This window comes from Dactylosporangium sp. CA-139066, from assembly GCF_050936175.1.
GTDB lineage: Bacteria > Actinomycetota > Actinomycetes > Mycobacteriales > Micromonosporaceae > Dactylosporangium.
Genome location: NZ_JBNJNH010000001.1, coordinates 3,056,493 through 3,081,454 on the forward strand (window position 1 = coordinate 3,056,493; position 24,962 = coordinate 3,081,454).

Annotated in this window: 24 protein-coding genes; 12 read left to right on the forward strand and 12 right to left on the reverse strand. The window is 73.8% G+C overall.

The annotated features are described in order from the left end of the window. Positions 1–13: 13 nt before the first annotated feature. The 6 genes from ACQEVU_RS14035 (at position 14) to ACQEVU_RS14060 (ending at position 5,908) form a co-directional block, all read left to right on the forward strand. On the forward strand, positions 14–1,039 hold the full coding sequence (locus tag ACQEVU_RS14035; RefSeq protein ID WP_433323425.1) for an SPFH domain-containing protein: 1,026 nt from the start codon (positions 14–16) through the stop codon (positions 1,037–1,039). Continuing rightward, positions 1,036–1,932 (forward strand): hypothetical protein, encoded by an 897-nt coding sequence (locus ACQEVU_RS14040; RefSeq protein ID WP_433323427.1) that lies wholly within the window; start codon positions 1,036–1,038, stop codon positions 1,930–1,932. Before ACQEVU_RS14035 ends, ACQEVU_RS14040 begins: the two co-directional genes overlap by 4 nt. Positions 1,933–1,936: 4 nt before the next feature. Further along, positions 1,937–2,797 (forward strand): oxidoreductase, encoded by an 861-nt coding sequence (locus ACQEVU_RS14045; RefSeq protein WP_433323429.1) that lies wholly within the window; start codon positions 1,937–1,939, stop codon positions 2,795–2,797. Beyond that, the gene (locus tag ACQEVU_RS14050) at positions 2,794–3,402 is read left to right on the forward strand and encodes a PadR family transcriptional regulator (protein WP_433323431.1); all 609 of its coding nucleotides are present in this window, start codon (positions 2,794–2,796) and stop codon (positions 3,400–3,402) included. Before ACQEVU_RS14045 ends, ACQEVU_RS14050 begins: the two co-directional genes overlap by 4 nt. 63 nt (positions 3,403–3,465) lie before the next feature. Further along, entirely contained in the window at positions 3,466–4,683 is a 1,218-nt protein-coding gene (locus ACQEVU_RS14055; protein WP_433323433.1) for an FAD-dependent oxidoreductase, read from the forward strand. A 31-nt stretch (positions 4,684–4,714) separates the two neighbouring features. Continuing rightward, complete coding sequence (locus ACQEVU_RS14060) at positions 4,715–5,908, forward strand: endonuclease/exonuclease/phosphatase family protein (RefSeq protein ID WP_433323435.1); 1,194 nt, start codon at positions 4,715–4,717, stop codon at positions 5,906–5,908. A 76-nt stretch (positions 5,909–5,984) separates the two neighbouring features. Here ACQEVU_RS14060 and ACQEVU_RS14065 read toward each other — a convergent pair whose 3' ends face one another. Both ACQEVU_RS14065 and ACQEVU_RS14070 read right to left on the reverse strand, forming a co-directional pair. Next, positions 5,985–6,638 (reverse strand): response regulator transcription factor, encoded by a 654-nt coding sequence (locus ACQEVU_RS14065; RefSeq protein WP_433323437.1) that lies wholly within the window; start codon positions 6,636–6,638, stop codon positions 5,985–5,987. Next, positions 6,635–8,215 carry a sensor histidine kinase gene (locus ACQEVU_RS14070; RefSeq protein WP_433323439.1) on the reverse strand — a complete coding sequence of 527 codons (1,581 nt, stop codon included), beginning with the start codon at positions 8,213–8,215 and terminating at the stop codon, positions 6,635–6,637. The genes ACQEVU_RS14065 and ACQEVU_RS14070 overlap by 4 nt, the downstream gene beginning before the upstream one ends. A gap of 86 nt (positions 8,216–8,301) precedes the next feature. On the opposite strand from ACQEVU_RS14070, the gene ACQEVU_RS14075 reads away from it, so the two are divergent. The 4 genes from ACQEVU_RS14075 (at position 8,302) to ACQEVU_RS14090 (ending at position 12,398) form a co-directional block, all read left to right on the forward strand. Continuing rightward, positions 8,302–8,856, forward strand: a complete 555-nt coding sequence (locus ACQEVU_RS14075; RefSeq protein ID WP_433323441.1) for a hypothetical protein — start codon at positions 8,302–8,304, stop codon at positions 8,854–8,856. A 64-nt stretch (positions 8,857–8,920) separates the two neighbouring features. Then, entirely contained in the window at positions 8,921–10,336 is a 1,416-nt protein-coding gene (locus ACQEVU_RS14080; protein WP_433323443.1) for a B12-binding domain-containing radical SAM protein, read from the forward strand. Then, on the forward strand, positions 10,333–11,181 hold the full coding sequence (locus ACQEVU_RS14085; RefSeq protein WP_433323445.1) for an NAD(P)-dependent oxidoreductase: 849 nt from the start codon (positions 10,333–10,335) through the stop codon (positions 11,179–11,181). Before ACQEVU_RS14080 ends, ACQEVU_RS14085 begins: the two co-directional genes overlap by 4 nt. Next, positions 11,178–12,398, forward strand: a complete 1,221-nt coding sequence (locus ACQEVU_RS14090) for a serine hydrolase domain-containing protein (RefSeq protein WP_433323447.1) — start codon at positions 11,178–11,180, stop codon at positions 12,396–12,398. Before ACQEVU_RS14085 ends, ACQEVU_RS14090 begins: the two co-directional genes overlap by 4 nt. 1 nt (position 12,399) lies before the next feature. Here ACQEVU_RS14090 and ACQEVU_RS14095 read toward each other — a convergent pair whose 3' ends face one another. From ACQEVU_RS14095 to ACQEVU_RS14110, 4 genes are all read right to left on the reverse strand, one after another. After that, a complete protein-coding gene (locus ACQEVU_RS14095) occupies positions 12,400–14,433 on the reverse strand; it encodes an RICIN domain-containing protein (protein ID WP_433323449.1) in 2,034 nt (677 codons plus the stop codon). A gap of 199 nt (positions 14,434–14,632) precedes the next feature. Continuing rightward, positions 14,633–15,040, reverse strand: coding sequence for a hypothetical protein (locus tag ACQEVU_RS14100; protein WP_433323451.1), 408 nt, complete (start codon positions 15,038–15,040; stop codon positions 14,633–14,635). A gap of 119 nt (positions 15,041–15,159) precedes the next feature. Then, positions 15,160–15,489 carry a YciI family protein gene (locus ACQEVU_RS14105; RefSeq protein ID WP_433323453.1) on the reverse strand — a complete coding sequence of 110 codons (330 nt, stop codon included), beginning with the start codon at positions 15,487–15,489 and terminating at the stop codon, positions 15,160–15,162. Continuing rightward, a complete protein-coding gene (locus ACQEVU_RS14110) occupies positions 15,486–16,502 on the reverse strand; it encodes a LacI family DNA-binding transcriptional regulator (RefSeq protein ID WP_433323455.1) in 1,017 nt (338 codons plus the stop codon). Before ACQEVU_RS14110 ends, ACQEVU_RS14105 begins: the two co-directional genes overlap by 4 nt. Positions 16,503–16,715: 213 nt before the next feature. On the opposite strand from ACQEVU_RS14110, the gene ACQEVU_RS14115 reads away from it, so the two are divergent. Further along, a complete protein-coding gene (locus ACQEVU_RS14115; protein WP_433334924.1) occupies positions 16,716–16,970 on the forward strand; it encodes a DUF3303 domain-containing protein in 255 nt (84 codons plus the stop codon). Here ACQEVU_RS14115 and ACQEVU_RS14120 read toward each other — a convergent pair. Genes ACQEVU_RS14120 through ACQEVU_RS14140 form a run of 5 tightly spaced genes read right to left on the reverse strand, consistent with a single transcriptional unit; the run spans position 16,967 to position 22,329 of the window. Beyond that, positions 16,967–18,658: a hypothetical protein gene (locus ACQEVU_RS14120; protein WP_433323457.1), complete on the reverse strand. Its 1,692-nt coding sequence runs from the start codon at positions 18,656–18,658 to the stop codon at positions 16,967–16,969. The two genes, ACQEVU_RS14115 and ACQEVU_RS14120, sit on opposite strands and share 4 nt — an antisense overlap. After that, positions 18,655–19,839, reverse strand: a complete 1,185-nt coding sequence (locus tag ACQEVU_RS14125) for a hypothetical protein (RefSeq protein ID WP_433323459.1) — start codon at positions 19,837–19,839, stop codon at positions 18,655–18,657. Before ACQEVU_RS14125 ends, ACQEVU_RS14120 begins: the two co-directional genes overlap by 4 nt. Next, positions 19,836–20,789 (reverse strand): AAA family ATPase, encoded by a 954-nt coding sequence (locus tag ACQEVU_RS14130; RefSeq protein ID WP_433323461.1) that lies wholly within the window; start codon positions 20,787–20,789, stop codon positions 19,836–19,838. The genes ACQEVU_RS14125 and ACQEVU_RS14130 overlap by 4 nt, the downstream gene beginning before the upstream one ends. Further along, the gene (locus ACQEVU_RS14135) at positions 20,767–21,729 is read right to left on the reverse strand and encodes a hypothetical protein (RefSeq protein WP_433323463.1); all 963 of its coding nucleotides are present in this window, start codon (positions 21,727–21,729) and stop codon (positions 20,767–20,769) included. The genes ACQEVU_RS14130 and ACQEVU_RS14135 overlap by 23 nt, the downstream gene beginning before the upstream one ends. Before the next feature lie 33 nt (positions 21,730–21,762). After that, positions 21,763–22,329 carry a hypothetical protein gene (locus ACQEVU_RS14140; RefSeq protein WP_433323465.1) on the reverse strand — a complete coding sequence of 189 codons (567 nt, stop codon included), beginning with the start codon at positions 22,327–22,329 and terminating at the stop codon, positions 21,763–21,765. Positions 22,330–22,407: 78 nt separating this feature from the next. On the opposite strand from ACQEVU_RS14140, the gene ACQEVU_RS14145 reads away from it, so the two are divergent. Then, on the forward strand, positions 22,408–23,727 hold the full coding sequence (locus tag ACQEVU_RS14145; RefSeq protein WP_433323467.1) for an ATP-dependent 6-phosphofructokinase: 1,320 nt from the start codon (positions 22,408–22,410) through the stop codon (positions 23,725–23,727). On the opposite strand, the gene ACQEVU_RS14150 is transcribed toward ACQEVU_RS14145, so the two are convergent. Next, positions 23,706–24,770 carry a 3-deoxy-7-phosphoheptulonate synthase gene (locus tag ACQEVU_RS14150; protein ID WP_433323469.1) on the reverse strand — a complete coding sequence of 355 codons (1,065 nt, stop codon included), beginning with the start codon at positions 24,768–24,770 and terminating at the stop codon, positions 23,706–23,708. The two genes, ACQEVU_RS14145 and ACQEVU_RS14150, sit on opposite strands and share 22 nt — an antisense overlap. Positions 24,771–24,962 lie beyond the last annotated feature (192 nt).

Sequence of the window (24,962 nt, forward strand, 5' to 3'; positions counted from 1 at the left end):
TGGGGAGGGCGCCATGGCGGATGTGACGCGGCGGCTGTTCTGGCGGCACCTGCGCGGTGCGCCGACGAGTTGGATTCGGCACCACGTCAACGGCAAGGTGCGGCACGAAGGCGTCGGGCTCTCGTTCTGGTACCGGCCCTTGACCGCGGTCCTGTCCGAGGTGCCCGTCGACGACCGGGAGCTTCCGCTGCTGTTCCACGCGCGGACGAGCGACTTCGCCGACGTGACCGTGCAGGCAACCGTGACGTACCGGATCAGCACGCCGGCGGTGGCCGCCGAGCGGCTCGACTTCTCCGTCGACCCCAAGGGCGGGCAGTGGCGGGGGCAGCCGCTCGACCAGGTCGCGACGCTGCTGGCCGAGCTGGCGCAGCAGCCGGCGCTCGACCTGCTGGCCCGGCTGCCGCTGACCGAGGCGCTCACCGCCGGCATCGCGCCGGTGCGCGAGGCGGTCTCGGCGGCGCTGCAGGCCGACCCGCGCCTGACCGATACGGGGGTGAGCGTCGTCAGCGCGCGCGTCGTGGCGATCCGGCCGGAGCCGGACCTCGAGCGAGCCCTGCAGACGCCGACCCGGGAGGCGGTACAGCAGGAGGCCGACCGCGCGACCTACGCCCGCCGGGCGCGGGCGGTCGAACAGGAACGGGCGATCGCCGAGAACGAGCTGCAGAACAAGATCGAGCTGGCCCGGCGTGAGCAGCAGCTGGTCGAGCAGCAGGGCGCCAACGCGCAGCGGCAGGTCGAGCTCGACGCGGCCAGCGCGCTGGTCGCCGCGCAGGGCGAGGCCGAGCGGGCGCGGGTGGCGGCGGTCGCCGAGGCGGAGGCGGACCGGCTGCGCACCGAGGCGCGGGCCGCCGGCGTGCGGGCGGTCGGGCTGGCCGAGGGCGAGGCGGAGGCGGCGCGCCTGGCCGCGTACCGTGACCTGCCGCCCGCGGTCCTGCAGGCCCTGGCGCTGCGCGAGCTGGCCGGGCACCTGCCGGAGATCGGGCAGCTCACGGTCACGCCGGACGTGGTCACCGGGCTGCTGAACCGACTGGCCCAATGAGCACCCTGGCGCCGCGGGTCGTGCTGGTGTCGCGCCGCAGCGAGCTCGATGAGCTGCTCGCCCGGCACGGCACCCGCGCGGCGGCCGACTACTACCTGCGGCAGCGCGGGCGCGATCTCAACGAGGTCGCCGCCCGCCACGCCGCGCTGCAGGGGGCGCTCACCGCGGCCGGGGCGGCCATCCCGGCCGACTGGCGGCGCGGGCACATCGACCGCGAGGACCTGCCCCGGTTCCTGTTCGGGCCGGAGGACATCGTCATCGCCGTCGGGCAGGACGGCCTGGTGGCCAACGTCGCCAAGTACCTCGACGGGCAGCCCGTCATCGGCGTCGACCCCGAGCCGGGGCGCAACCCGGGCGTGCTCGTCCGGCACGCCCCGGCCGCCCTGCCGAAGCTCCTGGCCAACCGGCACCACGCCACCGAGGAGCGCACGATGGTGTCGGCCCGCCTCGACGACGGGCAGGAGCTGCTGGGGCTCAACGAGGTGTACTTCGGACACGTCACCCACCAGTCGGCGCGCTACACGCTGTCCACCCCCGGCGGGGCCCGCGAGCGGCACTCGTCCTCCGGCGTCGTGGCCGGCACCGGGACCGGCGCCACCGGGTGGTGCTCGTCCATCGCCCGGGAGCGTGCCGACGCGCCCGGGCTGCCGGGGCCGCGCGAGGCGGCGCTGTGCTGGTTCGTGCGCGAAGCCTGGCCGTCCCCGGCCACGGGCGTGTCGCTGACCAGCGGGCGGCTCGAGGCGGGGGAGCGGCTCGAGCTCACCTGCGAGGGCGACCGGCTCGTCGTGTTCGCCGACGGGCTCGAGGCGGACCGGCTCGAACTGTCCTGGGGGGCAGCGGGTGAGCGTCGGCGTCGCCGAGCGCCGGTTGAGGCTGGTGATGTAGGAAACTAGGGGCGTGAAAACGTTCCCGCTCGGCAAGCGCAACGTCCATCGCGTCGGGTTCGGCGCCATGCAGCTGCCCGGGCGCGGCGCCTTCGGCCCGCCCCGCGACCGCGCCGAGGCCCTCGCGGTGGTCCGCCGCGCGGTCGACCTGGGCGTCGACCACATCGACACCGCGCAGTACTACGGGCCCGAGGTCGCCAACGAGATCCTGCGCAGCGCCCTGTACCCGTACCCGAGCCAGCTCGCGCTCGTCAGCAAGGTCGGCGCGAAGCGGGACGACAAGGGCGCCTGGCTGCCGGCCCTCGAGCCCGAGGAACTGCGCGCCGGCGTGCTGGACAACCTGCGCTCGCTCAAGGTCGAACGACTGCACGCCGTCAACCTGCGCCTGCACTCGAAGTCGGCTCCCGAAGTACTGGATGCGCAGCTCGACGCCATGATCGCGATGCGCGACGAGGGCCTGATCGACGGCATCGGGCTGAGCAACGTCGACACGGAGCAGCTCACGCACGCCCTGCAGCGCACCGAGATCGTGTGCGTGCAGAACCCGTTCAACCTCGTGGACCAGCAGTCCCGGCCGGTGCTCGACATGTGCCACGAGCGCGGCATCGCCTTCGTGCCCTTCTTCCCGCTGGGCGCCGCGTTCGGCCGCGACCGCATCCTCGGCCACCCGCAGGTCAGGGCGGTCGCCGAGCGGCTGGACGCCACCCCGGCGCAGGTGGCCCTCGCCTGGGTGCTCGCCGTCGCGCCCAACACGCTGCTCATCCCGGGCACCGCGTCGCTGGAGCACCTCGAGGAGAACGTCGCCGCCGGCCACCTCGCCCTCGACGACGAGGCCCGCGCCGCGCTCGGGCTGCCGCCGGGGCCGGCCGCGTGAAGCGCCGCCAGGTCGGCAACCTGCTGGCGCTCGCGGTGCTGTCGTACCTGAGCCGCCAGCCGATGCACCCCTACGAGCTGTCCAAGAACCTGCGCACGTACGGCGACGAGCGCAGCATCAAGTTCACCCACGGCTCGCTGTACATGGTGGTCCAGCAGCTGGCCAAGGCCGGCTTCGTGGCCGAGCAGGAGGTCAGCCGCGAGGGCGCGCGGCCCGAGCGCACCGTCTACGGCATCACCGACGCCGGCCGCGAGGAGCTGCACGACTGGCTGCGCGAGCTGGTCGGGCAGCCGCAGCACGAGTATCCGGCGTTCGTCTCGGCGCTGTCGCTGGTCGCCGCGCTGACGCCGAACGAGGTCGTGCCGCTGCTGCGCGAGCGGCTCACGGGCCTCGCGAAACAGCGCGCCGAGGCGGCGCAGATCGTCGAGAAGTCCGAGGCCGATGGGGTGCCCCCGCTGTTTCTGATCGAGGAGTTGTACCGCATCCGCCTCCTCGACGCCGAGAGCGCCTTCGTGGAGGAGTTCCTGGGCCTGATCACCGACCCGGACGAGGGGTGGGGGCCGATGTGGGCGGCCGCGCACGGGACGACGTTCAATCCTGAATAGTTGACACTGACTAGTCGCTCGTGGATAGTTGGAATCAACTAATCCAGCGAGCGGGGAGTCGGCATGAGCAGGATCGGCAACGCGATCGTCATCGGCGGCGGCATCGGCGGGCCCGTGGCCGCGATGGCGCTGCAGCGGGCGGGCATCGAGGCGACGGTCTACGAGGCGTACGAGGGCTCGGCCGAGGGCGTCGGCGGCGCGCTCAGCATCGCGCCCAACGGCCGGACCGCCCTCGCCGCGATCGGCGCCGAGGCCGCCGTCGCCGCCGTCGGGGAGCCGATGCGGGGCATGGTGATGCAGAGCTGGACGGGCAAGCGGCTCGCCGAGTTCGCCACCCCGCCCGGCCTGCCCGAGATGCTGCTGGTGTGGCGCTCCGACCTGTACCGCGCCCTCTACGACGAGGCCGCCCGGCGCGGCATGCGCATCGAGCACGGCCGGCGCCTCGTCTCGCTGACCGACGACGGCGGGCGGGTCGTCGCCCACTTCGCCGACGGCACCAGCGCCACCGGGGACGTGCTCATCGGCGCCGACGGCATCCGCTCGACGGTGCGGCGCTGCATCGACCCGGACGCGCCCGCGCCGCGGTACTGCGGCCTGCTCGGCTTCGGCGCCCGCACCGCCGCCGAGGGCCTGGCCCCGACCGCCGACAAGATGCACATGGTCTTCGGCAAGCGGGCGTTCTTCGGCTACCAGGTCACCGCCACCGACGCCGGCTGGTTCGCCAACCTGCCGCACCCGAGCCCGATGAGCGCCGCCGAGGCCCGCGCCGTCGGCGCCGGGGAGTGGCTGCGCCGGCTGCAGGACGTGTTCCGCGACGACCGGGTCCCGGCCGTGGAGATGATCCGCGGCACCCGGCCCGAGGAGCTCGTCATCACCGGCGGCCTCGAGGACATCCCGAGCGTGCCGACCTGGCACCGCGGCCGGGTCGTGCTGCTCGGCGACGCCGCCCACCCGACCTCGCCGAGCTCCGGGCAGGGCGCGTCGCTGGCGATCGAGAGCGCCGTGCAGCTGGCCCGGTGCCTGCGCGACCTGCCCGTGGCGCCGGCGTTCGCGGCGTACGAGCAGCTGCGCCGGACCCGCGTCGAGCGGATCATCAAGATGGCCGAGCGGACCAACAGCGACAAGGCCGCCGGGCCGGTCGCCCGGGTGCTGCGCGACCTGATCATGCCGGTGGCGATGCGGCTGCTGGCCGGCCCGGAGAAGTTCGCGTGGCAGTTCGACCACCCGATCGACTGGGCCGCGCCGGTGAGCGCCCCCGAGGGTGTCGCCTTGCCGACCTGACGCAGCGTGCCGGGCTGCTACGTTGCGTGACATGCGGCTGGCAACGTTCAACGTGGAGAACCTCTTCGCCCGGGCCAAGGCGATGGACAGCACTGTGCGGGAGGCCGGGCAGCCCGCACTGACGGCGTTCGAGACGTTCAATCGCATCGCGGCCCACGACGTGTACACCGACGAGGACAAGGCGGCGATGCTCGACGCCCTGCAAACCCTCGGCGTGCTCATCGAGACGCGGGAAGGCCGGCGGCTCAACCCGAAGCAGTTCGACACCGCCTGGGCCCTGCTGCGCGAGAACCGCGGCGACTTCCTCGCCGCGCCGAGCGACCGGGAGCCGCACATCGTGGCCACCGGCCGCGGCGACTGGACCGGGTGGGTCGAGCTCATCGTCGAGCCGGTCGACGAGCTCGCCACCCGGATGACCGCCCGCGTCATCGGCGACGTCGCCGCCGACGCGATCTGCCTCGTCGAGGCCGAGAACCGCCCGGCGCTGGTGCGCTTCAACGACGACCTGCTCGGCGGGCGGTACGCCCACGCCATGCTCGTCGACGGCAACGACCCGCGCGGCATCGACGTCGGGCTGCTGTGCACTTCGCAGATCACCATCGACTGGGTGCGCAGCCACGTCGACTACCCGGACCCGGACGTCGCCGGGCAACGGCTGTTCAGCCGGGACTGCCCGCTGTACAAACTGCAACTGCCCGGCGGCGCGGACCTCTATCTGCTGCTCAACCACCTCAAGAGCCAGTCGTTCGCGGCGGGCGACCCGGACCCGCTGCGCACCCGGCAGAGCGCCGCCGTCCGGGCGATCTACGACGAGCTACGGGCGGGCGGCGCCGAGTACGTCGCGGTGCTCGGCGACTTCAACAAGGGCCCGGACCGGCGCGACCCGAAGCGGCACCCGACGCTGGAGGCGCTGCTCGGCCCGGGCACGCCGCTGGTGAGCTGCTACGACCTGGACGCGTTCGGGGAGCTGTTCGACCCGAAGGACACCGGCCAGGAGCGGCCCGGCAGCTTCCAGACGTGCTCGATCTCCAACCGGCTCGACTACATCCTGATGTCGCCGGAGCTGGCGGCGAAGGTGACCGGCGGCGGGGTGTTCCGCAAGGGGCTGTGGGGCGGGCCGGAGAACAAGAACCCGCCGAAGCTGTGGAGCGTGTATCCGGAGCTCACGGCGTCCAGGCACGCCGCCAGCGACCATGCCGCGGTCTGGGTCGATTTGGACCTGTAAAGGGTTCGCCGGGGTATAAATCCGACAAGTCGTGGCGCGCCAGCGCCCGACTTGTCGGGAAAAACGTTGCGAACCGTCAGGCGCGCAGCAGCGTCAGGACCGCCAGGACGCGGCGGTTGACGTCGGGCAGCGCCGGGAGGCCCAGCTTCACGAAGATGCTGCGGATATGGGCCTCCACGGTGCGCTCCGCCAGGAACAGGCGCTCCGAGATGGCCACATTGGACAGTCCCTCGGCCATCAGGGCGAGAATCTCGCGTTCGCGGTCGGACAGGGCGTCCAGGCCCTCGCCGGTGCGGCGCGGGCGGCGCATCACCCGCTCCACGACGAGCGGGTCGACGGCCGTGCCGCCGGCCAGGACGCGGCGGACGTCGGCCAGGAAGCGGTCGATGTCCGTGATGCGGTCCTTGAGCAGGTAGCCGACGCCGGCCTCGCCCTGCTCGAGGATCGTGACGACGTCGCGCGTCTCGATGTACTGCGACAGCAGCAGGATCGCCAGGTCCGGCGCCTCCTTGCGCAGGCGCAGCGCGGCCTTGAGGCCCTCGTCGGTGTACGTCGGCGGCATGCGGATGTCGACGATGACGGCGTCGGGGCGCTCCTCGGCGACGCGGCGCAGCAGCTCGGCGCCGTCGCCGACCGAGCCGACGACGTCGAAGCCCTCGGCGGCCAGCAGGCGTTCGAGGCCGACGCGCAGCAGGACGGAGTCGTCCGCGAGCACCAGGCGGTTCGTCACTGGGTCTCCTCAGGGGTCAGCGGCAGGCGGGCGGTCAGGCGGGTGCCGCCGCCGGGCGGGCTGCGCAGCGACAGCCGGCCGCCGCACGCATCGACGCGGTCGCGCAGGCCCTCCAGGCCGCCGCCGGGGACGAAGGCGGCCCCGCCGGCACCGCTGTCGCGGACCCGGACGACGAGCTCGCCCCCGTCCGTCGTCAGGGTGAGCTCGACGACCTCCGAGCCGCCGTGCTTCTCGGCGTTGGTGACGGCCTCCAGGGCGACGTAGTAGGCCGTCGCGGCGATCTCCTCGCCGATGGCCGCGTCGCCGACCCGGTCGTCGACGCGCACCGCGACCCGCGAGCGCTCGGCGAGCGACTCCAGGGCGCCGGCCAGGCCGTGCATGACGAGCGCGGGCGGGTTCATGCCGCGGGCGATCTCGCGCAGCTCGGCGACGGCGGTGTCCAGCTCGGACAGCCCCTGGTCCAGCAGCGCCGCGCCGTCGTCGGGGGCGCGGCGGCCCCGGCGCAGCAGCAGGGACGCGGCGATGAGGCGCTGCTGGACGCCGTCGTGGATGTTGCGTTCGATGCGGCGGCGCTCGGCGTCGGCGGCCTCGACGATGCGGCGGCGGGAGCGGCGTACCTCGTCGAGCTGGTGGCGGTGGTCCAGGACCAGGGCGGCCATCCGCAGTACCGCGTGGAACACCTCCGGCGAGGCGGCGAGCGCCGGGTCGTGTGCCAGGGCGCCGACCTCCCGGCCGGCGTGGTGCAGCGGGGTCACCGCCCGGCCCGGCGGCGCGGCCTCGCCCGCGAGCAGCACCTCCAGCGTCGGGTCGCCGAGCCCGGTGCGCAGCGCGTCGCGCAGGGACGAGGACCCGTCCAGCGCCGCGACGAGCGAGCGGATGGCCGGCGGCGGGGGCTGGCTGCGGGCGAGGCTCAGCGCCGCGCCGACCGGGATCGCGGCGCTGCCGGCGTAGTAGGCGATCTGCGGCACCGAGCCGGGCACGTACCAGTCGGCGCTGACGACCGCGGTCGCGGCGACGTTGACGAGGTTGGCGACCCAGAACGGGGCGTAGGCGGCGCGGTACAGGGCGCTGGCCACGCGGTACCGCCGCAGCAGGAACAGCAGCAGGAGCGCGCCGACGACCGGGTACGCGGCGGCGCGCACCTCGAGCAGGCCGGCGATGCCGGGCGGGTGCCCCGGCACCAGCCACCAGGCGAGCACCGTGACCGGCCAGAACAGGTAGCCGGCGGCCGCCGTGGCCTTGTCCAGCCGGCCGCGCAGGTGCCCGACCGGGATGACGAGCGCGCAGTGCAGCACCAGCGGCTGGTACACGGCGCCCAGCATCAGGGCGTCGCGGAACAGCCACGGCAGCGCGACCCGGCCCACGCCGTCGGCGAGCCACAGCAGCCCGGCGGCGAGCATCAGCGGGCCCATCACCGAGTCCGGCCGGGCCCGCCACATGCGCTGCCCGACCTCGGTGTGCAGCAGCCCGGTGGCGAGGAAGCAGGCCAGCTCCCACGGCCCCCACCCGCCGCGGGCGCCCAGCACCGCCACGACGGCCGCCGTGACCGCCGCGGTGGCGCGCAGGGCCGTCCGCATCACCGTATCGTCGGGCACCCGACGGAACAGGGGAATACGTGCTGGCACTGATGTCCGGGATCCCGGCCGATTTCTACCTTGGCGGCATGCGAACCCGAATCATCCCCGTGCTGTTCGTGACCGCCGTGGCGCTGGCCGCGTGCGGCTCCAAGGACCCCGCCCCCACGGTTGCCGCGCCCGTCTCCCAGGCGCCGGCCACGACCGCGGCCGCGCCGGCGACCGCCGCCGCCACGACCGCCCCGGCCACGACCGCCGCGGCCGGCGGCAAGCTCACCCTGGACCTGGTGAAGCAGCAGGTCGGGCCGGTGTTCGCCAAGGACCCCGACTGCCCCAAGGGCGAGTGGGTCACCGACAAGGGCAACATCGACGCGAAGTACCGCGCCAACGTGACGGACTTCGGCGAGTACGACTGCCACCTCGTCGACGGCGAGGCCATCCCGCACCGCGTCGCGCAGGCCGTCTTCCTCACGTTCACGGACACCAAGTCGGCCAACGACTACTCGGACAACGAGCTCGGCATGGTCCCGTCGCTGATCGACGGCACCACCGTCGTGGCGATCGGGGCCGGGCTCAAGACCGTGGACATGCGCAAGACGCTGCGCGGCATCGAGAACGCGTGCTCGTGCGGGCACGTGACCTGAGTCGGCACCGAATCTCCACAGATCGACCACCCGATGCCCCGGCCGCGCGACCTACGGTCGGGGCATGCGGGTCCTGATGATTCTGCCGGCGCTCACCGAGGCGACGAGTCCGCTGTTCCGGCCGATCAAGTACTCCCTCTTCCCGCCGCTGGGCCTGGCCACCCTCGCGGCGTACCTGCCCGACGGCGACGACGTGCGCATCGTCGACGAGCACGTCGAGCGGTTCGATCCGGCCGCCGCCGAGCTGCCCGATCTCGTGGTCATCCAGGTGTACATCACCTCGGCCCGCCGCTCGTACGAGCTCGCCGACTTCTACCGGGCCCGCGGGGTCTTCGTCGCCCTCGGCGGGCTGCACGTGACGTCGCTGCCGGACGAGGCGGCCGGCCACGCCGACGCGATCTTCCTCGGGCCGGGGGAGGACACGTGGCCCCGGTTCCTCGAGGACCTGCGGCGGCGGGCGCCGCTGGCGCGGTACACCTCGAAGGAACGCACCCTGGCGAAGCTGCCCCCGATCCGCCGGGACCTCATCCAGCGGCACCGGTACCTCGTGCCCAACTCGATCGTCGTCACGCGCGGCTGCCCGCACCACTGCGACTTCTGCTACAAGGACGCGTTCTTCGAGGGCGGCAGGTCGTTCTACACGCAGGCCGTCGACGACGCGCTGGCCGAGATGGAGCGGCTGCCCGGCAGGCACCTGTACTTCCTCGACGACCACCTGCTGGGCAACCGCCGCTTCGCCGCCGAGCTGTTCGAGGGCATGCGCGGGATGGGCCGGGTGTTCCAGGCGGCGTCCACAGTGGACGCCATCCTGGCCCCGGACCTGCTCGAGGCGGCCGTCGGGGCGGGGCTGCGCAGCGTGTTCGTCGGCTTCGAGTCGGTCAACGCGCAGAACCTCGCCGCGCAGCGCAAGCGCCAGAACGTCGGGCGCGACTACGCCGCCGTGGTCAGGCGCGTGCACGACGCGGGCGCCATGGTGAACGCCAGCTTCGTGTTCGGCATGGACGACGACGGGCCCGACGTGTTCGACCGGACCGTCGAGTGGGCCGTGACGCAGGGGATCGAGACGGCCACGTTCCACATCATGACGCCGTACCCGGGCACCGCGCTGTTCCGCCGCATCGAGGCCGAGGGCCGCATCGCGCACCGCGACTGGGACCGGTACGACACCCGGCACGTCGTCTACGAGCCGCGGGGCATGACGCCCCGCCAGCTGGAGGACGGCTACTGGCGCGCCTACCGGGACTTCTACCGCTGGGGCGCGATCTGGCGGGGCGCGGGCGTACACGAGCGGCCCGGCGACCGGCTGCGGCACCTGGCGTACTCCGCCGGCTGGAAGAAGTTCGAACGCGTCTGGGACGCGCTCATCCGCACCCGCCAGGTCCTGCACGCGTTGCCGCTGCTGGAGGCCGCATTGGGCAGCTTCGGTGGCCGCCGCCCGGTGCGCTCGGCGGCGCCCGCGCGTGCGACGATCGCCGCATGACTCTGGCAGTGCTGGGCACCGGCATCATGGGCGCGGCGATCGCCCGCAACTGGCTGCGGGCGGGCCACGACCTGCGCGTGTGGAACCGCACCCGCGCCACCGCCGAGCCGCTCGCCGCCGACGGTGCCGTCGTGGCCGGCAGCCCGGCCGACGCGGTCCGCGGCGCCGACCCGGTGGTCACGATGCTGTTCGACGCCGACTCGGTCGCCGAGGTCATGCGCGCCGCCGCACCCGGCCTCGCGCCCGGCACGCTGTGGCTGCAGCTGAGCACCGTCGGGGCCGACGGCGCCGACGCGCTCGCGGCCCTCGCCGGCGAGCTCGGCCTGGTCTACGTCGACGCGCCCGTCCTCGGCACCCGCGCCCCGGCCGAGCAGGGCAAGCTCAACGTCCTCGCCTCCGGCCCCGAGAACGCCCGGGCCCGCGTCGAGGAGCTCGCCGCCCCGATCGCGGCCAAGGTCACCTGGCTCGGCGAGGCCGGCCGCGGCAGCCGCGCCAAGCTCGTCGTCAACAGCTGGGTGGTGACGAGCGTCGCCGCCCTCGCCCAGAGCGTCGCCCTCGCCGACGCGCTCGGCGTCGACTTCCTGTCCCTCATCTCCGGCGGTGCCCTCGACATGCCCTACGCGCAGGTCAAGGCACCGCTCATGCGCGAGCGCGGCTACCCGCCGGCGTTCCCGGCCTCCGGCGCGGCCAAGGACGCCCGGCTCGTCGGCGAGCTCGCCGCCCGCGAGGGCGTCGACGGGTCCGTCGCCGAGGCCGCCCGGGCGCTCTACGAGGAGGTCGTCGCCCGCGGCTTCGCCGACGCCGACATGGCGGCCGTCTACGAGGCCGTCCGCTCGCCGAAGTGACGCTCACCCGCCGCCGGCTGCTCGCCCTGGGTGCCGGCCTCGCGCTGTCGGGCTGCGGCTCCCCGCCGCCCCGGCCCCTGCCGGCGGCGGCCTCGCCCTCGGCGCCGTCGGCGTGGAGCATCCCGGTGTCGCTGCCCCCGCCGTGGGCGTCGCCGCCGGTCACCCGCTTCGACCGCGGGCTGCGGGCCGCGGTGGGCCGCTACCTGCAGCCCACGCCGGAGCATCCGGAGCATCCGTGGTACCCCGGGGCGGTGTGCTTCGCCGCCGTCGACGGCCACGTCGCCGCGCACTTCGCCGCCGGGGACGCGGTGCGGTACGCGGCCGGCAAGAGCGAGCTGCCCCCGGCCGAGCGCGTCCCCGCCCGCCCCGACACGCTCTACGACCTGGCGTCGCTGACGAAGGTCTTCACCGCCGTCCTGGCGCTGCGCCTGCTCGAGCGCGGGCGGCTGGACCTCGACGCGCCCGCCGCCCGGTACCTGCCGTCCTTTGTGGACAAACCCGGGATCACGGTGCGGATGCTGCTCACCCACACGTCCGGGCTGTCCAAGGACACCCCGCTGTCCGGCGAAACCCCGGACGAACGGATCGAGCACGTCCTGCGCCAGCCGCCGGTCGCGCCGCCCGGCACCGGATTCCTCTACGCCGACCAGAACTTCATCGCCCTCGGCGCCATCGTCGCCGAACTGACCGGCGAGCGCCTCGACACCCTCGTGCGCACCCAGATCGCCGCGCCGCTCGGCCTGGCCGACACCGGCTACCTCCCGCCCGAGTCGCTCCGCCCGCGCATCGCCGCCACCGAGGGCCCGCTGCGCGGTACCGTCCACGACCCGGCCGCGGCCGCGTTCGGCGGCGTGTCCGGCCACGCCGGCATCTTCTCCACCGCCGCCGACCTGGCCGTGTTCGGCCGCACGCTGCTCGACGGCGGCGGCCCGCTGCTGAAGCCGTCCACAGTGGAGCTCATGCGCACCGACGCCAACGCCCGCTTCGGCCCGGCGGCCGCGCACGGCCTCGGCGTCGACGTCGACCAGGCCTGGTACATGGGCCGCCTCGCCGGCCGCGGCGCGTTCGGCCACACCGGGTTCACCGGCACCTCGATCGTCCTGGACCCGCGCCGCCGCGCCGTGCTGGTGCTGCTGACCAACCGGGTGCACCCGGACGCGGCCTGGGGCGGCATCAACCCCGCCCGCAAGGCCGCGGCCGACGTGCTCGGCGGCTGACTCAGCCGACCGTCCAACGCTGGTTCGCCGCACCGCTGCACGTCCACAGGACGAGCTTCGTCCCGTTGGCGGTGCCGTTGTTGTAGGCGTCCAGGCACAGCCCAGACTGCGCCCCGCGGATCGTGCCGTCCGTCCCGACCGTCCACTGCTGGTTGGCCTGCCCGTTGCAGTCCCAGATCACCACGGCGGTGCCGTTCGTGGTCCCGCCGTTGTAGGCGTCGAGGCACTTGGTGCCGAACACCGTCAGCGTCTTCTGCGCCGTCGAAGCCCACGCCTGGTTGATCTGGTTGTTGCAGTCCCACAGCTGCACCGTCGCGCCGTTGGTACCGCTGGCGCCGTTCACGTCCACGCACCGCCCCGACTGCGCGCCGGCGACCGGCAGCCCGCCGGCGAGCCCCCGCACCTCGATCGCGTCGAGGTCCGGGCCCCACGCCGCCGCATTGGCGAACGCGAGCGTGTTCGACGAGCCCGGATTCAGCGGTACCACCACACTCACGCTCCCGGCCGACGTCCACGACCCGGTCGGCGGGAACGCGACCACGGTCGCCGCCCGCCCGTTCACCTGCAGGGTCGCGGTGCGCGTGGCCGCGTCGCCGTTGACGTACGCGATCGTCACCACGGCATTGCCGCCGCTCGCCGACGCGACCCCGTTGAAGCGCAGGCTCCCGCCGTTGCCGACGTTGCCCACCTTGGTCCCGCCGGAGCAGCCGGTGCAGGCGACGGTCGTGGCGCCGCCGGCCCGGGTGTTCGCGGCCGCCTCGGCCTCGTAGGTGCCCGCGGAAGCCTCGGTGCCGCTCACCGTCAGCAGCACCGAGTCGTTCGCCGGCACCGAGACGCTGTAGGAGGTGGCGGCGCCGGTCGTCGCGCCCGTCCACGCGTTGCGCACGGTCGCGCTCGCCGTCGTGAGCCCGAGGTCGGCCCAGCGGACCGTCATCGTCGCCGCCGAGCCGGTCCGGTTCAGCAGCACCACGGCGCGCCGGCCGCTGCCGGAGAGCACCTTGCCGTACACCTGCCGCCCCGAAACATCCTCCGCGACCTTCACCCCTTGCAGCCCGCGCGCGTCCTGGTCGACGGCGACGACGTCGGCGTTCTTGAGCGCCGCGACCGTCGCGGAGTCCAGGGTGGACAGGTCGGCGCCGAGCAGCAGCGGCGCCCCGGAGACGGCCCACAGGTTCAGGTGCGTGCGGTTCTGCGCGGCGCTGAGCCCCGGCATGCCGGCGATCATCATGTCGGGATCGTTGACGTACCCGGTGTGCTGCGCCGCCGGGTGCAGCCCGCGGTCGAAGTTGGTGAGCACCATCGACTGGTTCGCCGTCTGTCCCCAGTAGATGATGTCGGTGCTGGTCCGCCACATCGCCCCGAGCCCGGGCCCCCAGTCCCAGGGACTCTTGACGCCCCAGTCGCAGATGGACAGCACGAGCGGCCGCCCGGTGGTGGCGGTGGCCTGCGCGACCGCCGCGCTGATCGACCGGTACGCGGTCTGCGGGTCGAGCCCCTCCGCGCTGCCCCCGCACCAGTCGACCTTCACGAAGTCGAAGCCCCAGCGCGAGAACTGCAGCATGTCCTGCGCGTAATGCCCCTCGCTCCCGCTGCCGGGCGCCGCGGGGCGCCCGGTCGGGTAGTAGTACCCGCACCCGTCGCGCCCCGCGTCGGTGTAGATCCCGGCCTTGAGCCCCTTGGAGTGGATGTAGTCGGCGATGGCCGCCATCCCGCCGGGCCACTCGTTCTGGTCGACGGTGATGTTCCCGCCCGAGTCGCGGGTGCCCTGCCACCAGCCTTCGTCGATGTTGACGTACCGGTACCCGGCCGCCGGCAGCCCCGCGGCCACCATCGCGTCGGCCTGCCGCTTGATCACGCCGGCGTTGATGTTCGCCGCGAAGCTGTTCCACGAGGCCCACCCCATGGCGGGCGCCGGCACGGAAATCTGGTTGCTGGTGACGGCGGCGAGCTCGAGCGGCTCGGCCGGCGCGATGTGGTCCAAAGCGAAGGGCAGCACAAGGACGGCGGCAAGCAGGACGGCATGGAGACGGGACACGGGTGCTCCTGAGGGCTGGCGGGTCCGCGGGCACGATGTTATCGCTAACATAAAGACCGCATCGACTCACGTCAACAGCTGGAGCGATGATGCTTGTGATCGCTAACAGCGAGCGATCTCGCGGTACCGCCAAAAGGCAGACGCCGACGAGGGCGGCCATGCTCGATGAGCCGGCCGCCCGCCATCGTGCGTGGCGCGGTTACTGCTGCTTGGCGATGCGGCGACGGCCGTTGCGGTACATCGCGGTGCCCAGGCCGATCGCGGCCACGCCGCCGAGCACGAGGCCGCCCAGGGTTCCGCTCGAGGTGCCGCCGGTAACCGGCAGCGACGAGCTCGTCGGGGACGCCGTCGTGCGGCTGGGCGACGCCGACGTCGATGCCGAGTGCGAGGGGGACATCGACGGGGACTTCGATGGCGACTTGGACGGGGTCTTCGTCCGGGTCTTCGAGGGGTACGGCCACGGGCTGCGCCACTGCCCGTCCTCCTGCGGCGGTGTGATCGTGGCGTGCGCCACCGGCGCCGCCGCGCTGGATGACCACGCCGCCAGGGCGCCGGGGCCGACGACGAGCGCGGCGGCGAAGCCTGCGGCGGCCAACGAGAACCTCAACACGGCACGTGACACGGATACTCCCTGCTTTCCGTCGAGAAACACGATGCGGAAAGCAAAGACCCGGAGTTGGTGGGGCGGTCCTCACATTCGGAGGGGAATAGACGGCGGGATGCGCCTCACCCGGTCGGCGGGAGTATCGGAGCCATGACCACGGTCCAGGTGCGGACGGTGACGGCGAGCAGGCCGGAACGCACCGACTCGTCGTCCTGCTCGGCGAGGCGGCGGGCCTCCTCGAGCGACGCGGCGGCGAGCACGGTCATGCCCTCGCCCTCCTCGGTGTCGATGTCCTCGAGCGGGCCGGCGGCGACCAGCGTGCCGTCCTCGGCGCGGCGGCGCAGGAACGCCAGGTGCTCGGGGAACAGGGGCTGGTCCATGATGCGCACGCCCTCGGCGGCGGCGGGACCGGGGCGGTGCTGCAGGACGTACCAGATGCGCGGCCGGGTCATGCGTCCAAGGATCGCACCGGCGGGGGCGCCGTGGAGGAACGGACCACGAGCTGCGTCGCCAGCTCGATGTGCAGCGCGTCCAGCTCGTGCTGCTCGAGCAGGCGCACCAGCAGGGAGACCGCCATGCGGCCCATCTCCTGCAGCGGCTGGCGCACCGTCGTGAGGCCCGTCGCCCGGGCCAGGTCGAGGTCGTCGAAGCCGGTGACGGACAGGTCGTCCGGCACGCGCAGGCCGCGCTCGGCGGCGGCGGCCAGCGCGCCGACGGCGGCCTTGTCGTTGAAGCAGACGAGGGCGGTCGGGCGCTGCGGCAGGTCGAGCAGCGAGGCGGCGGCGCGGTGGCCGTGCTCGGTGGTCGGCTGGACGCTGCGCAGCAGCTCGCCGGAGGGCAGCACCCCGACGTCGGCGAGCGCGGCGTTGTGCCCGGCCAGGCGGGCGTCGCTGGCCAGCCACTCGGTGGGGCCGCCGATGACGCCGATGCGGCGGTGGCCGAGCTCGACGAGGTGGCCGGTGAGGCGGCGGGCGCCGGCGAAGTGGGCCGCCGAGACGGAGACGATGTCGCGCGGCAGGGTCGTGCGCGGGTCGACGACCACGAACGGCAGCCGCCGCCGCTGCAGCTCGACCAGGTCGTCGCCGGGCTCCGGCGGGAGTATGACGATGACGCCGGTGAGGCCCTCGCGGCCGTCGAGGTCGGCCAGCAGCGGGGTGCGCTGGGCCGCCTCGCCGGCGGTGAGCACGAGCTGGCGGCCGTGCAGCGTGAGCGTCTCGGCGATCGAGGAGACGATGAGGCCGAAGTAGTCGGTCAGCACGTACGGGCAGCGCACGAAGACGGCGCCGCCCTTGGGCTTGCCGCTCTGGCCGATCCGCGCCCGCAGGCGCTCGGCGGCGTCGTGGACCAGCGCGCGGGTGGCGGGCGTGACCGCGTGGTGGTCGTTGAGCGCGCGCGAGACCGTCGCGATCGACATGCCGGTCTCGGCGGCGATGTCGCGCACCGTGACCCGGCGGTGGCCGGCCATCGTTACAACCCCCGTTCCATGATCCGCAGCATAGAGGTTCTTTAAGGACTCTTGACAGTCAATCGCCGCAGGGGTTTCCTGATGTCCTGCGATGTTACAGGACGTTCCATCTGTTACATCGCACGCGGAAAAGCCCGGGTCCCGGACGGCGACGGTGGGGTGGTCGTCCGGGACCCGGGCTGTCGAGCGCATTAGTGTCGGCCCGTGCTGTTCATGGTGATCGAGCGGTTCCGCGACGGCCAGGCCCGGCCCGTCTACGAGCGGGCGCGGGAGCAGGGCCGGATGCTGCCGGACGGGCTGCGCTACGTCGACAGCTGGGTCGCGGCCGACTTCGCCCGCTGCTTCCAGCTGATGGAGTGCGACGACCTCACGTTGCTGATGGCATGGGTGGCGCGCTGGAGCGACCTCGTCGACTTCGAGATCGTCCCGGTCGCCCCGTCCGCGCAAGCGTCGCCGCTCATGACCTAGCGCGGATCGGCCAGCTGCCGGAGCCTGGGATCGGCGATGAGCGCGGCCAGGCGCTCGGCGGCCGGCCACTCGCCCATGCCGGCGAACATGGAGGCCGCCACGTACAAGGCCTCGTCGGGCACGCCCTGGGCGGCCGCCCCGATCGCCGACAGCCGCTCGCGCAGCGCGGTCGGATACTCCCCGTGGCGAGCCCGCAGGAACTGGTCGACGGCCCTTGTCGCCTGGGCCAGCGCGGGCACGGTGGTGATGCGGAACGGTCGCCGGGCCCCGATGATGGTCGCCGCGACGGCGACGGCCGCCTCGGCCTCGCCGGCCGGGTCGCCCAGCCACTCGGCGGCCTCAGCGGCCCGGTCGTACCAGGCGACCGCCGACTCCAGGTCGCCGCGGTCGCGCGCCAGGTCGCCGAGCTTGAGCCGGCAGCGGCCGGCGTTCGCGAGGTCCCGCCCGGCGTCGTAGTCGGCCAGGGCGGCCAGCCAGCGCCGCTCCTCGGGATCCGGCGGGGCCGATCGATGACCCCGCGCCAGCACGACCGCCTCCACGTCGGCGCGGTCGCCGGGCGGGGCCGCGCGCAGCAGCGGGGCCGGCAGCCCGTGCGCGGACATCCGGTCGGCGAGCCGGCGGTAGAGCCGGCCGACGGTCAGCGGGGCCGACTCGGTCAGCTGGCCCTTGAAGAGCTCGACAACCGCGGCGGGCAGTGAGAAGCCCGAATCGTGCGGGATCGGCGGCATCGCCATCATCAGCCAGCCGGGCCGGTTCAGGGTCGGCAGCGCGACGGCCGGCGACGCGCGGTTGTCGACGATGACGATGATCCGCTCGGCCGGGACGGACTCGAGCTGGCGGGCCAGCACAGCAAGGAAGCGCGCCAGCCAGTGCCGGCTCGCACCGTGGTCCGCCACCCACACCAGCAACGAGTCGGACGCCTCGGTGACGAGGCCACCGAGGGTCATGCCGTCGTTCATGTTCAGCGAGATGCTGGACGTGGGTTGGCTCATGCCGCCGGCAAAGGGGTCGAGCAGCGCCTTGCCGACCTCCACCAGCCCACTCGCCGAGCCCGGTGCGGGCACGTTGTGCTCGAAGCCGCCGACCAGCCACGCGCGGGAGCCGGGCGAGCTCAGCTCCGGGGCGTGGCGCGGCGCCGCCGGGGCGGTGACGGCGATCTGCTCGTCGAGGTGGTGGCGCATCGCGACGTACCACTCGCGCTGCAGGCCGCCGCCGTCCCGGGCGGCCGCCTCGGCCCGCGCGAGGCGTTGGCGGGCCGCCGCCGGGTCGCGCACCGCGAGCGCCGTCATGCGCTGGGCGTAGGCCAGCTCGGGATTGGCGAGCCAGCGCGCGTTGGTCGCGGTGTAGTGGTCCAGCAGGTCGGCGACCCGCTGCAGCCGGTCGTCGTCGTAGCGGGCGACCAGCTCCTGCAGCAGCGCGCCGCGCACGTCGGGGCGCATCTCGTACAGGTCGCCGGCCACCTCGGTGAACAGCGGCGACAGCAGCAGGTCGGCCTCCGACTCGTACGGCAGGTCGTCGCCCGGCTCGGAGAAGAAGTTGATCCGCAGCAGGTGCAGGAAGCCGCCGTCGATGGCGGTCGGCAGGGCCGCGTGGCACGCCAGCGCCGGCGCGACGAGCCCGCCGAGCAGCTCGGACAGGGTGTCCGCCGGGGCGTGGCCCGCGTCGGAAGGCTCATCCGGCGGCGTCACAGGGGGCGCTCCAGCGGCAGAGGGCGGCCGCGGAGGACCTCGACGGCGCCGTACAGGCCGGGTCTCGTCAGCGGGAACATCGGGACGTGGCGGGCGACCTGGCCGGCCGTGGTGTGCGGCCAGCGCGCGGCCGGGGCCGGGTTCAGCCAGCAGACCGGGCCGCCGGCCGCGGACAGCGACTTCAGCATCGCGGCGGTCTCGACCAGGCGCAGCGCGTCGAGCTTGCGCCGGGCCGCGCCGGCGTCGCTGATCACCGCCACGGCGGTGCGGGGCCGCAGCGCCGCCAGGGTCTCGTCGAGGGGGCGCGGGGACGTGAGGTCCGGGTCGGCGTAGACGGTGCCCCGCGTCATCGGGGCGAGCCCGGGCAGGATGTCGTCGATGCGCGGGTCCCGCAGATCGCCCGCGGCCAGCGCGGCGCGGTCCGGGCGGCGGTCGGGGACGTCGTGGAAGTAGGCGACCTGGACCGCGTCGACGCGGCCGGCCTCCTCGATGGCCGTGCGCAGGTGGTCGACGAAGCCGTGGAACGGGGCCATCGAGCCCTGGCGGTCGATGAGCAGCAGCAGGCGGGCCGTGTTGCGGTACCGCGGGACGAGCACCGGCGGCACCGGCACGCCGCGGCGGGCGCGGGCGCGCAGGGTGGCGCCGACGTCGAGCTCGACCGCGGGGCCGAGGCGCACCGGGCGGCGCAGGCGGCGCCAGGCCTGGGCGATCTCGCGGGCGCTGAGGGGGTACTGCGCGGTCAGGATCAGCGACGGGTCGGCGTGCGGCGGGTCGGCGGTGACCGCCGGCAGGCCAGCGACCGCGGCGACCGTCGGCGCGGCGGCCGGCGGCAGGAGCGGCGCCTCCGCGGGCGGCTCGGACAGCGTGCGCACGTCGGGCTCGACCGGCGCCTCGCCGTCCGGGCCGGCGTCCGATGACGACGGCGCCGGGGCCGGTGCGTCGAGCCGCCACTCGGGCGGGTCCGCCTGGTTGAACACGGCGCGGACGATGGCGGCATCGGCCGGGGTCGACGCCCACAGCATCACGCACAGCTCGCGCAGCGCGGCGGTGCCGGACCAGCCGAAGCCGGCGGCCAGGGCGCGGCGCAGGGCGATGAGGTCGTCGACGCCGACGGGCAGGCCGTGGTACCGCAGGCGGCGCACCAGGCCGCTGAGGAACTCCGGCGTGCCGGGCGGCATCACGGGCGGGCGGCCTGACCGCGCAGGCGCAGCTGGTCGCTGCGCTGCTTGACCAGCGTGCCCGCGTACGGCAGGCGCTCGACGCTGACGTCCTCGGGGGACGTGCCGGCGGCCTGCATGTACACCGCCCAGTCGAGCAGCTCGCTGAGGCCGGGGTTGCGCTCGAGGCCGCGCGAGCGCAGGTGCAGCAGCGTCTGCGCGGCCCGGTGGCGCAGCTCGGGGCTGTCGATGCCGTGCAGCTGCATGATCTCGTCGAGCTCGGTGGGGTCGGTGGGGAAGGCGACGTAGTGGAAGACGCAGCGGCGCAGGAACGCGCCCGGCAGCGTCTTCTCCTCGTTGTTCGTCACGATGATGATCGGCCGGTGCTCGGGCTCGGCGCCGGCCTCGTAGCGCAGGTCCGCCACCTCGGGCACGTCGAAGGCCAGGCGGTCGAGCTCGTGCAGCAGGTCGTTGGGGAAGTCGAGGTCGGCCTTGTCGATCTCGTCGATGAGCACGACGGAGCGCCGGCCGGCGGCGGCGCGGGCGATCGCGCGGCCGAGCGGGCCGAGCTGCACGTACGCGACCGGGTCGGCCTGGGCGCGGCCGCCGATCTGGGCGTCGTAGAGCCGGCGGACGGCGTCGAACGTGTACAGCAGATCCTGGCCCCGGCTGGTCGACTTGATGTAGGCCGCCTCCAGCGGCAGCCCCATCGCGTAGGCGACGGCGTGGGCGAGGCGGGTCTTGCCGGCCCCCGGGTCGCCCTGCAGCAGCAGGGGGCGGCCCAGCGCGATGGCGACGTTGACCGCCTCGGCCAGGCCGGCGCTCGTGCGGTACGGCTCGCGCTGCACGATCTCGGCAACGGCGACCGGTTCGGCGCCGGGCCGCACGACGAGCCGCTCGATCTCGCGCGACGGCGGCTGGGCCGCGGCCGGGTCGAAGCCGGCGGAGATGTCAGCTCTGTGCCGAGTGTGCAACGTAGCTCCCTCGCTCCAGCTCGTCCCGGATCCAGTCCGGCTTGTGCCGCACGTCGTGCACGACGCCGCCGAGCGCGTCGTAGACGAGGCGGATGTCGAGCTCGCCGTCGGTCTCCGCGTAGTCGACGACGGCATCGGTCAGGCACCGCGTGAAGCCCGGCGGCCACTGCAGTTGCAGCTGCAAGGTGCGGCCCCAGTCGCGGATGTGGCGGCGGCGGAAGCACGGCGCCGGCAGCGGCACCATGCCGTCGACCGCCAGGTCCGCGGCGTGGACCTGCACCAGCAGCAACAGCCAGCGGTCGAGGCCGGCGAAGCGCAGCCGGACCTCGTCCCAGAACCGGGTCAGGTCGCCCGGGCCGGCCTGCGGGCTGTGGACGTTCACCCGGCACAGCACGCTGGAGCTGCCCAGCAGGGGCCGCAGCGACTCGATGTGGCGCAGCGCCCGGTCGACGCCGCCCTGCAGCGGGTTGAGCGACACCGCGGGCCGCTGGCGGATGTCGTCGACGCAGTGCTCCAGCCACTCGCAGAGCTTGCCGACGTACATCTCCTCGTGCCCGGCGACGACGAACGCGGCCGGCCCCGGCTCGCCCTCCAGGACCTCCTCGATCGCGTCGCGGATCTCGCTGAGGTCGAAGAACGCGGTGTCGAGCAGGCGGAAGCGGGCGGCCGGGTCGTCCTGCACCGACAGCACCGCCGAGCGCGGCCGCCCGGCGTGCAGTTCGGCGGCGAGGTCGTCGCGACCGATCCCCACCAAGGCGCCGGGCAGGTCGGGGAGCCGGTCGCGGCACTCGAGCCACTCCCAGATACCGTGCGGTTCGCGGCCGGCCGGGAAGCCGGCGCGATGGGACGCCGGGATCTCCAGGAAGTCGGCCAGCTCGCGCCAGTCGCCGCCGAGCCGTTCGCAGACCTTCACCTTGACCGGTCCGGAGTAGCGTCTCACCGGGGCGGGCTTCCCTTCGTCGTGACCGTTCGGTCACAGAAGACTATGGGAGCGACGCGGACCGCCATCGCCCGCTCGGGTATTCCGGCGGGAATCCGGGCGCAGCCGGCGGTGCCCCGGCCACTCGAGCTCCAGCCGGTCGCCCACCGCGAGGGCCGACCAGCGCGCCGCCGCCGCCCGCAGGGCCGTCGCCGCCGTGGTCAGCTGGGCCACCGTGAGCGGCATGAACGGCTCCTTCGCGGCCCAGCGGTCCAGGCCGGCCGGCGGCACGTCGAGCGAGCGCTCGCACAGGCCGCCGATGAGCTCGGCCCGCTGGAGTTCGGCGCGGTGCTCGCGGATCAGGTCGCGGGAGCGCTCGGCCGCGTGCGGCGGCCGGCGGCCGGACACGTGGTGCATGCTGCGGAACACCACGCCGCCGGCGATCGAGCCCCAGATGCCGTCGGGGATGCGCAGCGCGTCCTCGACGGTGTAGTGGACCAGGTCGTGCGGGGTCTCGCCGGTGATCGGGCCAGTGTTCATGCGGTAGACGACGCCGTCGTCGCGCGCGATCACCACGTGGCCCCACTCGTGGTCGGCGAAGCGGATGAACGTCACTCGCATCGCCCCACCATCGCCCCGGCCGCACGCGCGATTCAACCGATTAACCGGGCCGAAACGCCCCTGGCCGACCATGGGGGCATGGTCGACGAACGCGCGCAGCTCGAGGTCAGCCGGCTCGGCGAGTGCCGGATCGACTCGCCGCTGTCGGCGATGCTGCGCCGGCGCAGCACCACGCAGCACTACGTGGACGAGGACGACCGGGTGCTGCTCGACGACACCGTGTCGCTGCTCGCCCGGCACCAGACGCCGATCGCGGAGCTGCCGGGCTTCGAGCCCGGCGGGCCGCGGTCGAAGATCTTCTTCGACCCGTCGAAGACCCGGGTCGGGATCGTCACCTGCGGCGGGCTCTGCCCGGGGCTGAACGACGTCATCCGGGCGCTGGTGCTCGAGCTGACCAACCACTACGGCGTGCGCCGGATCTTCGGGTTCCGCAACGGGTACCAGGGGATGACCGCCCGCTACGCCCGCCCGGTGGTGGACCTCGACGCCGACGCGGTGGCCGGCATCAACGAGTACGGCGGCACGATTCTCGGCACCTCGCGGGGCAACCAGGACCCGAACGAGATCGTCGACTGCCTTGAGCAGCTCAGCGTCAACGTCCTGTTCGTCATCGGCGGCGACGGCTCGATGCGCGGCGCGCTGCGCATCGCCGAGGTCGTCGCCGAGCGGGGGCTGCGCATCGCGGTCGTCGGGGTGCCGAAGACGATCGACAACGACATCCCGTACATCGAACGCTCCTTCGGCTTCCAGACCGCCTTCGGCAAGGCCACCGAGGCGATCCGGGCCGCGCACGTGGAGGCGACCGCGTTCCCCAACGGCATCGGCCTCGTGCAGCTCATGGGCCGGCACTCGGGCTTCATCGCCTGCTACGCCGCCCTGGCCAACAACGACGCCGACTACGTGCTCATCCCCGAGGTGCCGTTCGCGCTCGACGGGCCCGGCGGGTTCCTCGAGCACCTGCGCCGGCGGGTCGTGGAGCGCGGCCACGCCATGGTGGTCGTGGCGGAGGGGGCCGGGCAGGAGTACCTCTCCGCGAAGGGCGTCGACGTGTCCGGCAACGTGCGGCTGGAGGACTTCGGGCGCTACCTGCGCGGCCGCATCGCCGAGCACTTCGCGGCGGCCGGGGTCGAGGCGAACCTGAAGTACATCGACCCGAGCTACACCATCCGCAGCGTGCCCGCCGACCCGTACGACAGCGTGTACTGCATCCGCCTCGCCCACGCCGCCGTGCACGCCGCGATGGCCGGGCGCACCGAGATGGTGGTGGGCCGCTGGCGGGGCCGATTCGTGCACGTGCCGATCGCCCTGGCGATCAGCTCGCGCAACCTCGTCGACCCCGACGGCGACCTGTGGCTGTCGGTCCTGGAGGCGACCGGTCAGCCGCCCGTGTTCGCCTGAGCGCGGCGGGCGCGCACCGCGGCGGCGAGGTCCTCCAGCAGGGTTTCGGTGTCCTCCCACGAGACGCAGGCGTCGGTGACGCTCTGGCCGTACGTGAGCTCGCCGCCCAGGTCCTGCCGCCCGGCGACGATGAAGCTCTCCAGCATCACGCCGGCGATGCCGTCCTGGCCCCCGGCGATCTGCTCGGCGATCTCGCGGGCCACGGCGGCCTGGCGCACGTGGTCCTTGCCGCTGTTGCCGTGGCTGGCGTCGACGATGAGCCGGCGCGGCATCTGGGCCTTCTCCAGGCGGGCGAGGGCGTCGGCGACGTCGCCCGGGCCGTAGTTGGGGCCGGTGCGGGAGCCGCGCAGGATGATGTGGCAGTCGGGGTTGCCGGTCGTGGAGACCACCGCGGCGCGGCCGTCCTCGTCGACGCCGAAGAAGACGTGCCGGCTGGAGGCGGTGCGGCAGCCGTCGATGGCGACCTGGACGTCGCCGTCGGTGCCGTTCTTGAACCCGATCGGCATCGACAGGCCCGAGGCGAGCTGGCGGTGCACCTGGCTCTCCGGCGTGCGCGCGCCGATCGCGCCCCAGGAGACGGCGTCGGCGATGTACTGCGGGCTGGTCGGCTCCAGGAACTCGCACCCGACCGGCAGCCCGATGCCGAGCACGTCGAGCAGCAGCCGGCGGGCCAGGCGCAGGCCGCGGGGCACGTCGAAGGTGTCGTCGAGGCCGGGGTCGTTGATGAGGCCCTTCCAGCCGACGGTGGTGCGGGGCTTCTCGAAGTACACCCGCATGACCACGGTGAGATCGGCGGACAGCCGGCGCGCCGCGGCGGCCAGGCGGTGCGCGTAGTCCACCGCGGCCACCGGATCGTGCACCGAGCACGGGCCGACGACGACGAGTAGTCGGTCGTCGGCGCCGGTGACGATGCTATGCACGGCGGCGCGGCCGGCCTCGACGACGGCGGCGCGCTCGTCGTCCATCGGGAGCTCGGCGGTGAGCTCCCGCGGCGTGACCAGGGGCTGGTAGCCGGTGACGCGCAGGTTGCTGGTGTTGTGCATGACCCGTCTTCCGCTCTGCTGGTTGGGAGGCGGGCCCGGTGATCCAGCCCCGCCGCGTGACACGACGAAGGGCAGAGACCGAGGTCTCTGCCCTTGCTGGCTCCGGGTGAACTCAGGTCAGCGCAAGTTGCCGCCGGCTCCACCCGGAGCCACGGTAAACGCGCGATAGCCGAAATTCACGCCGCAACTGTA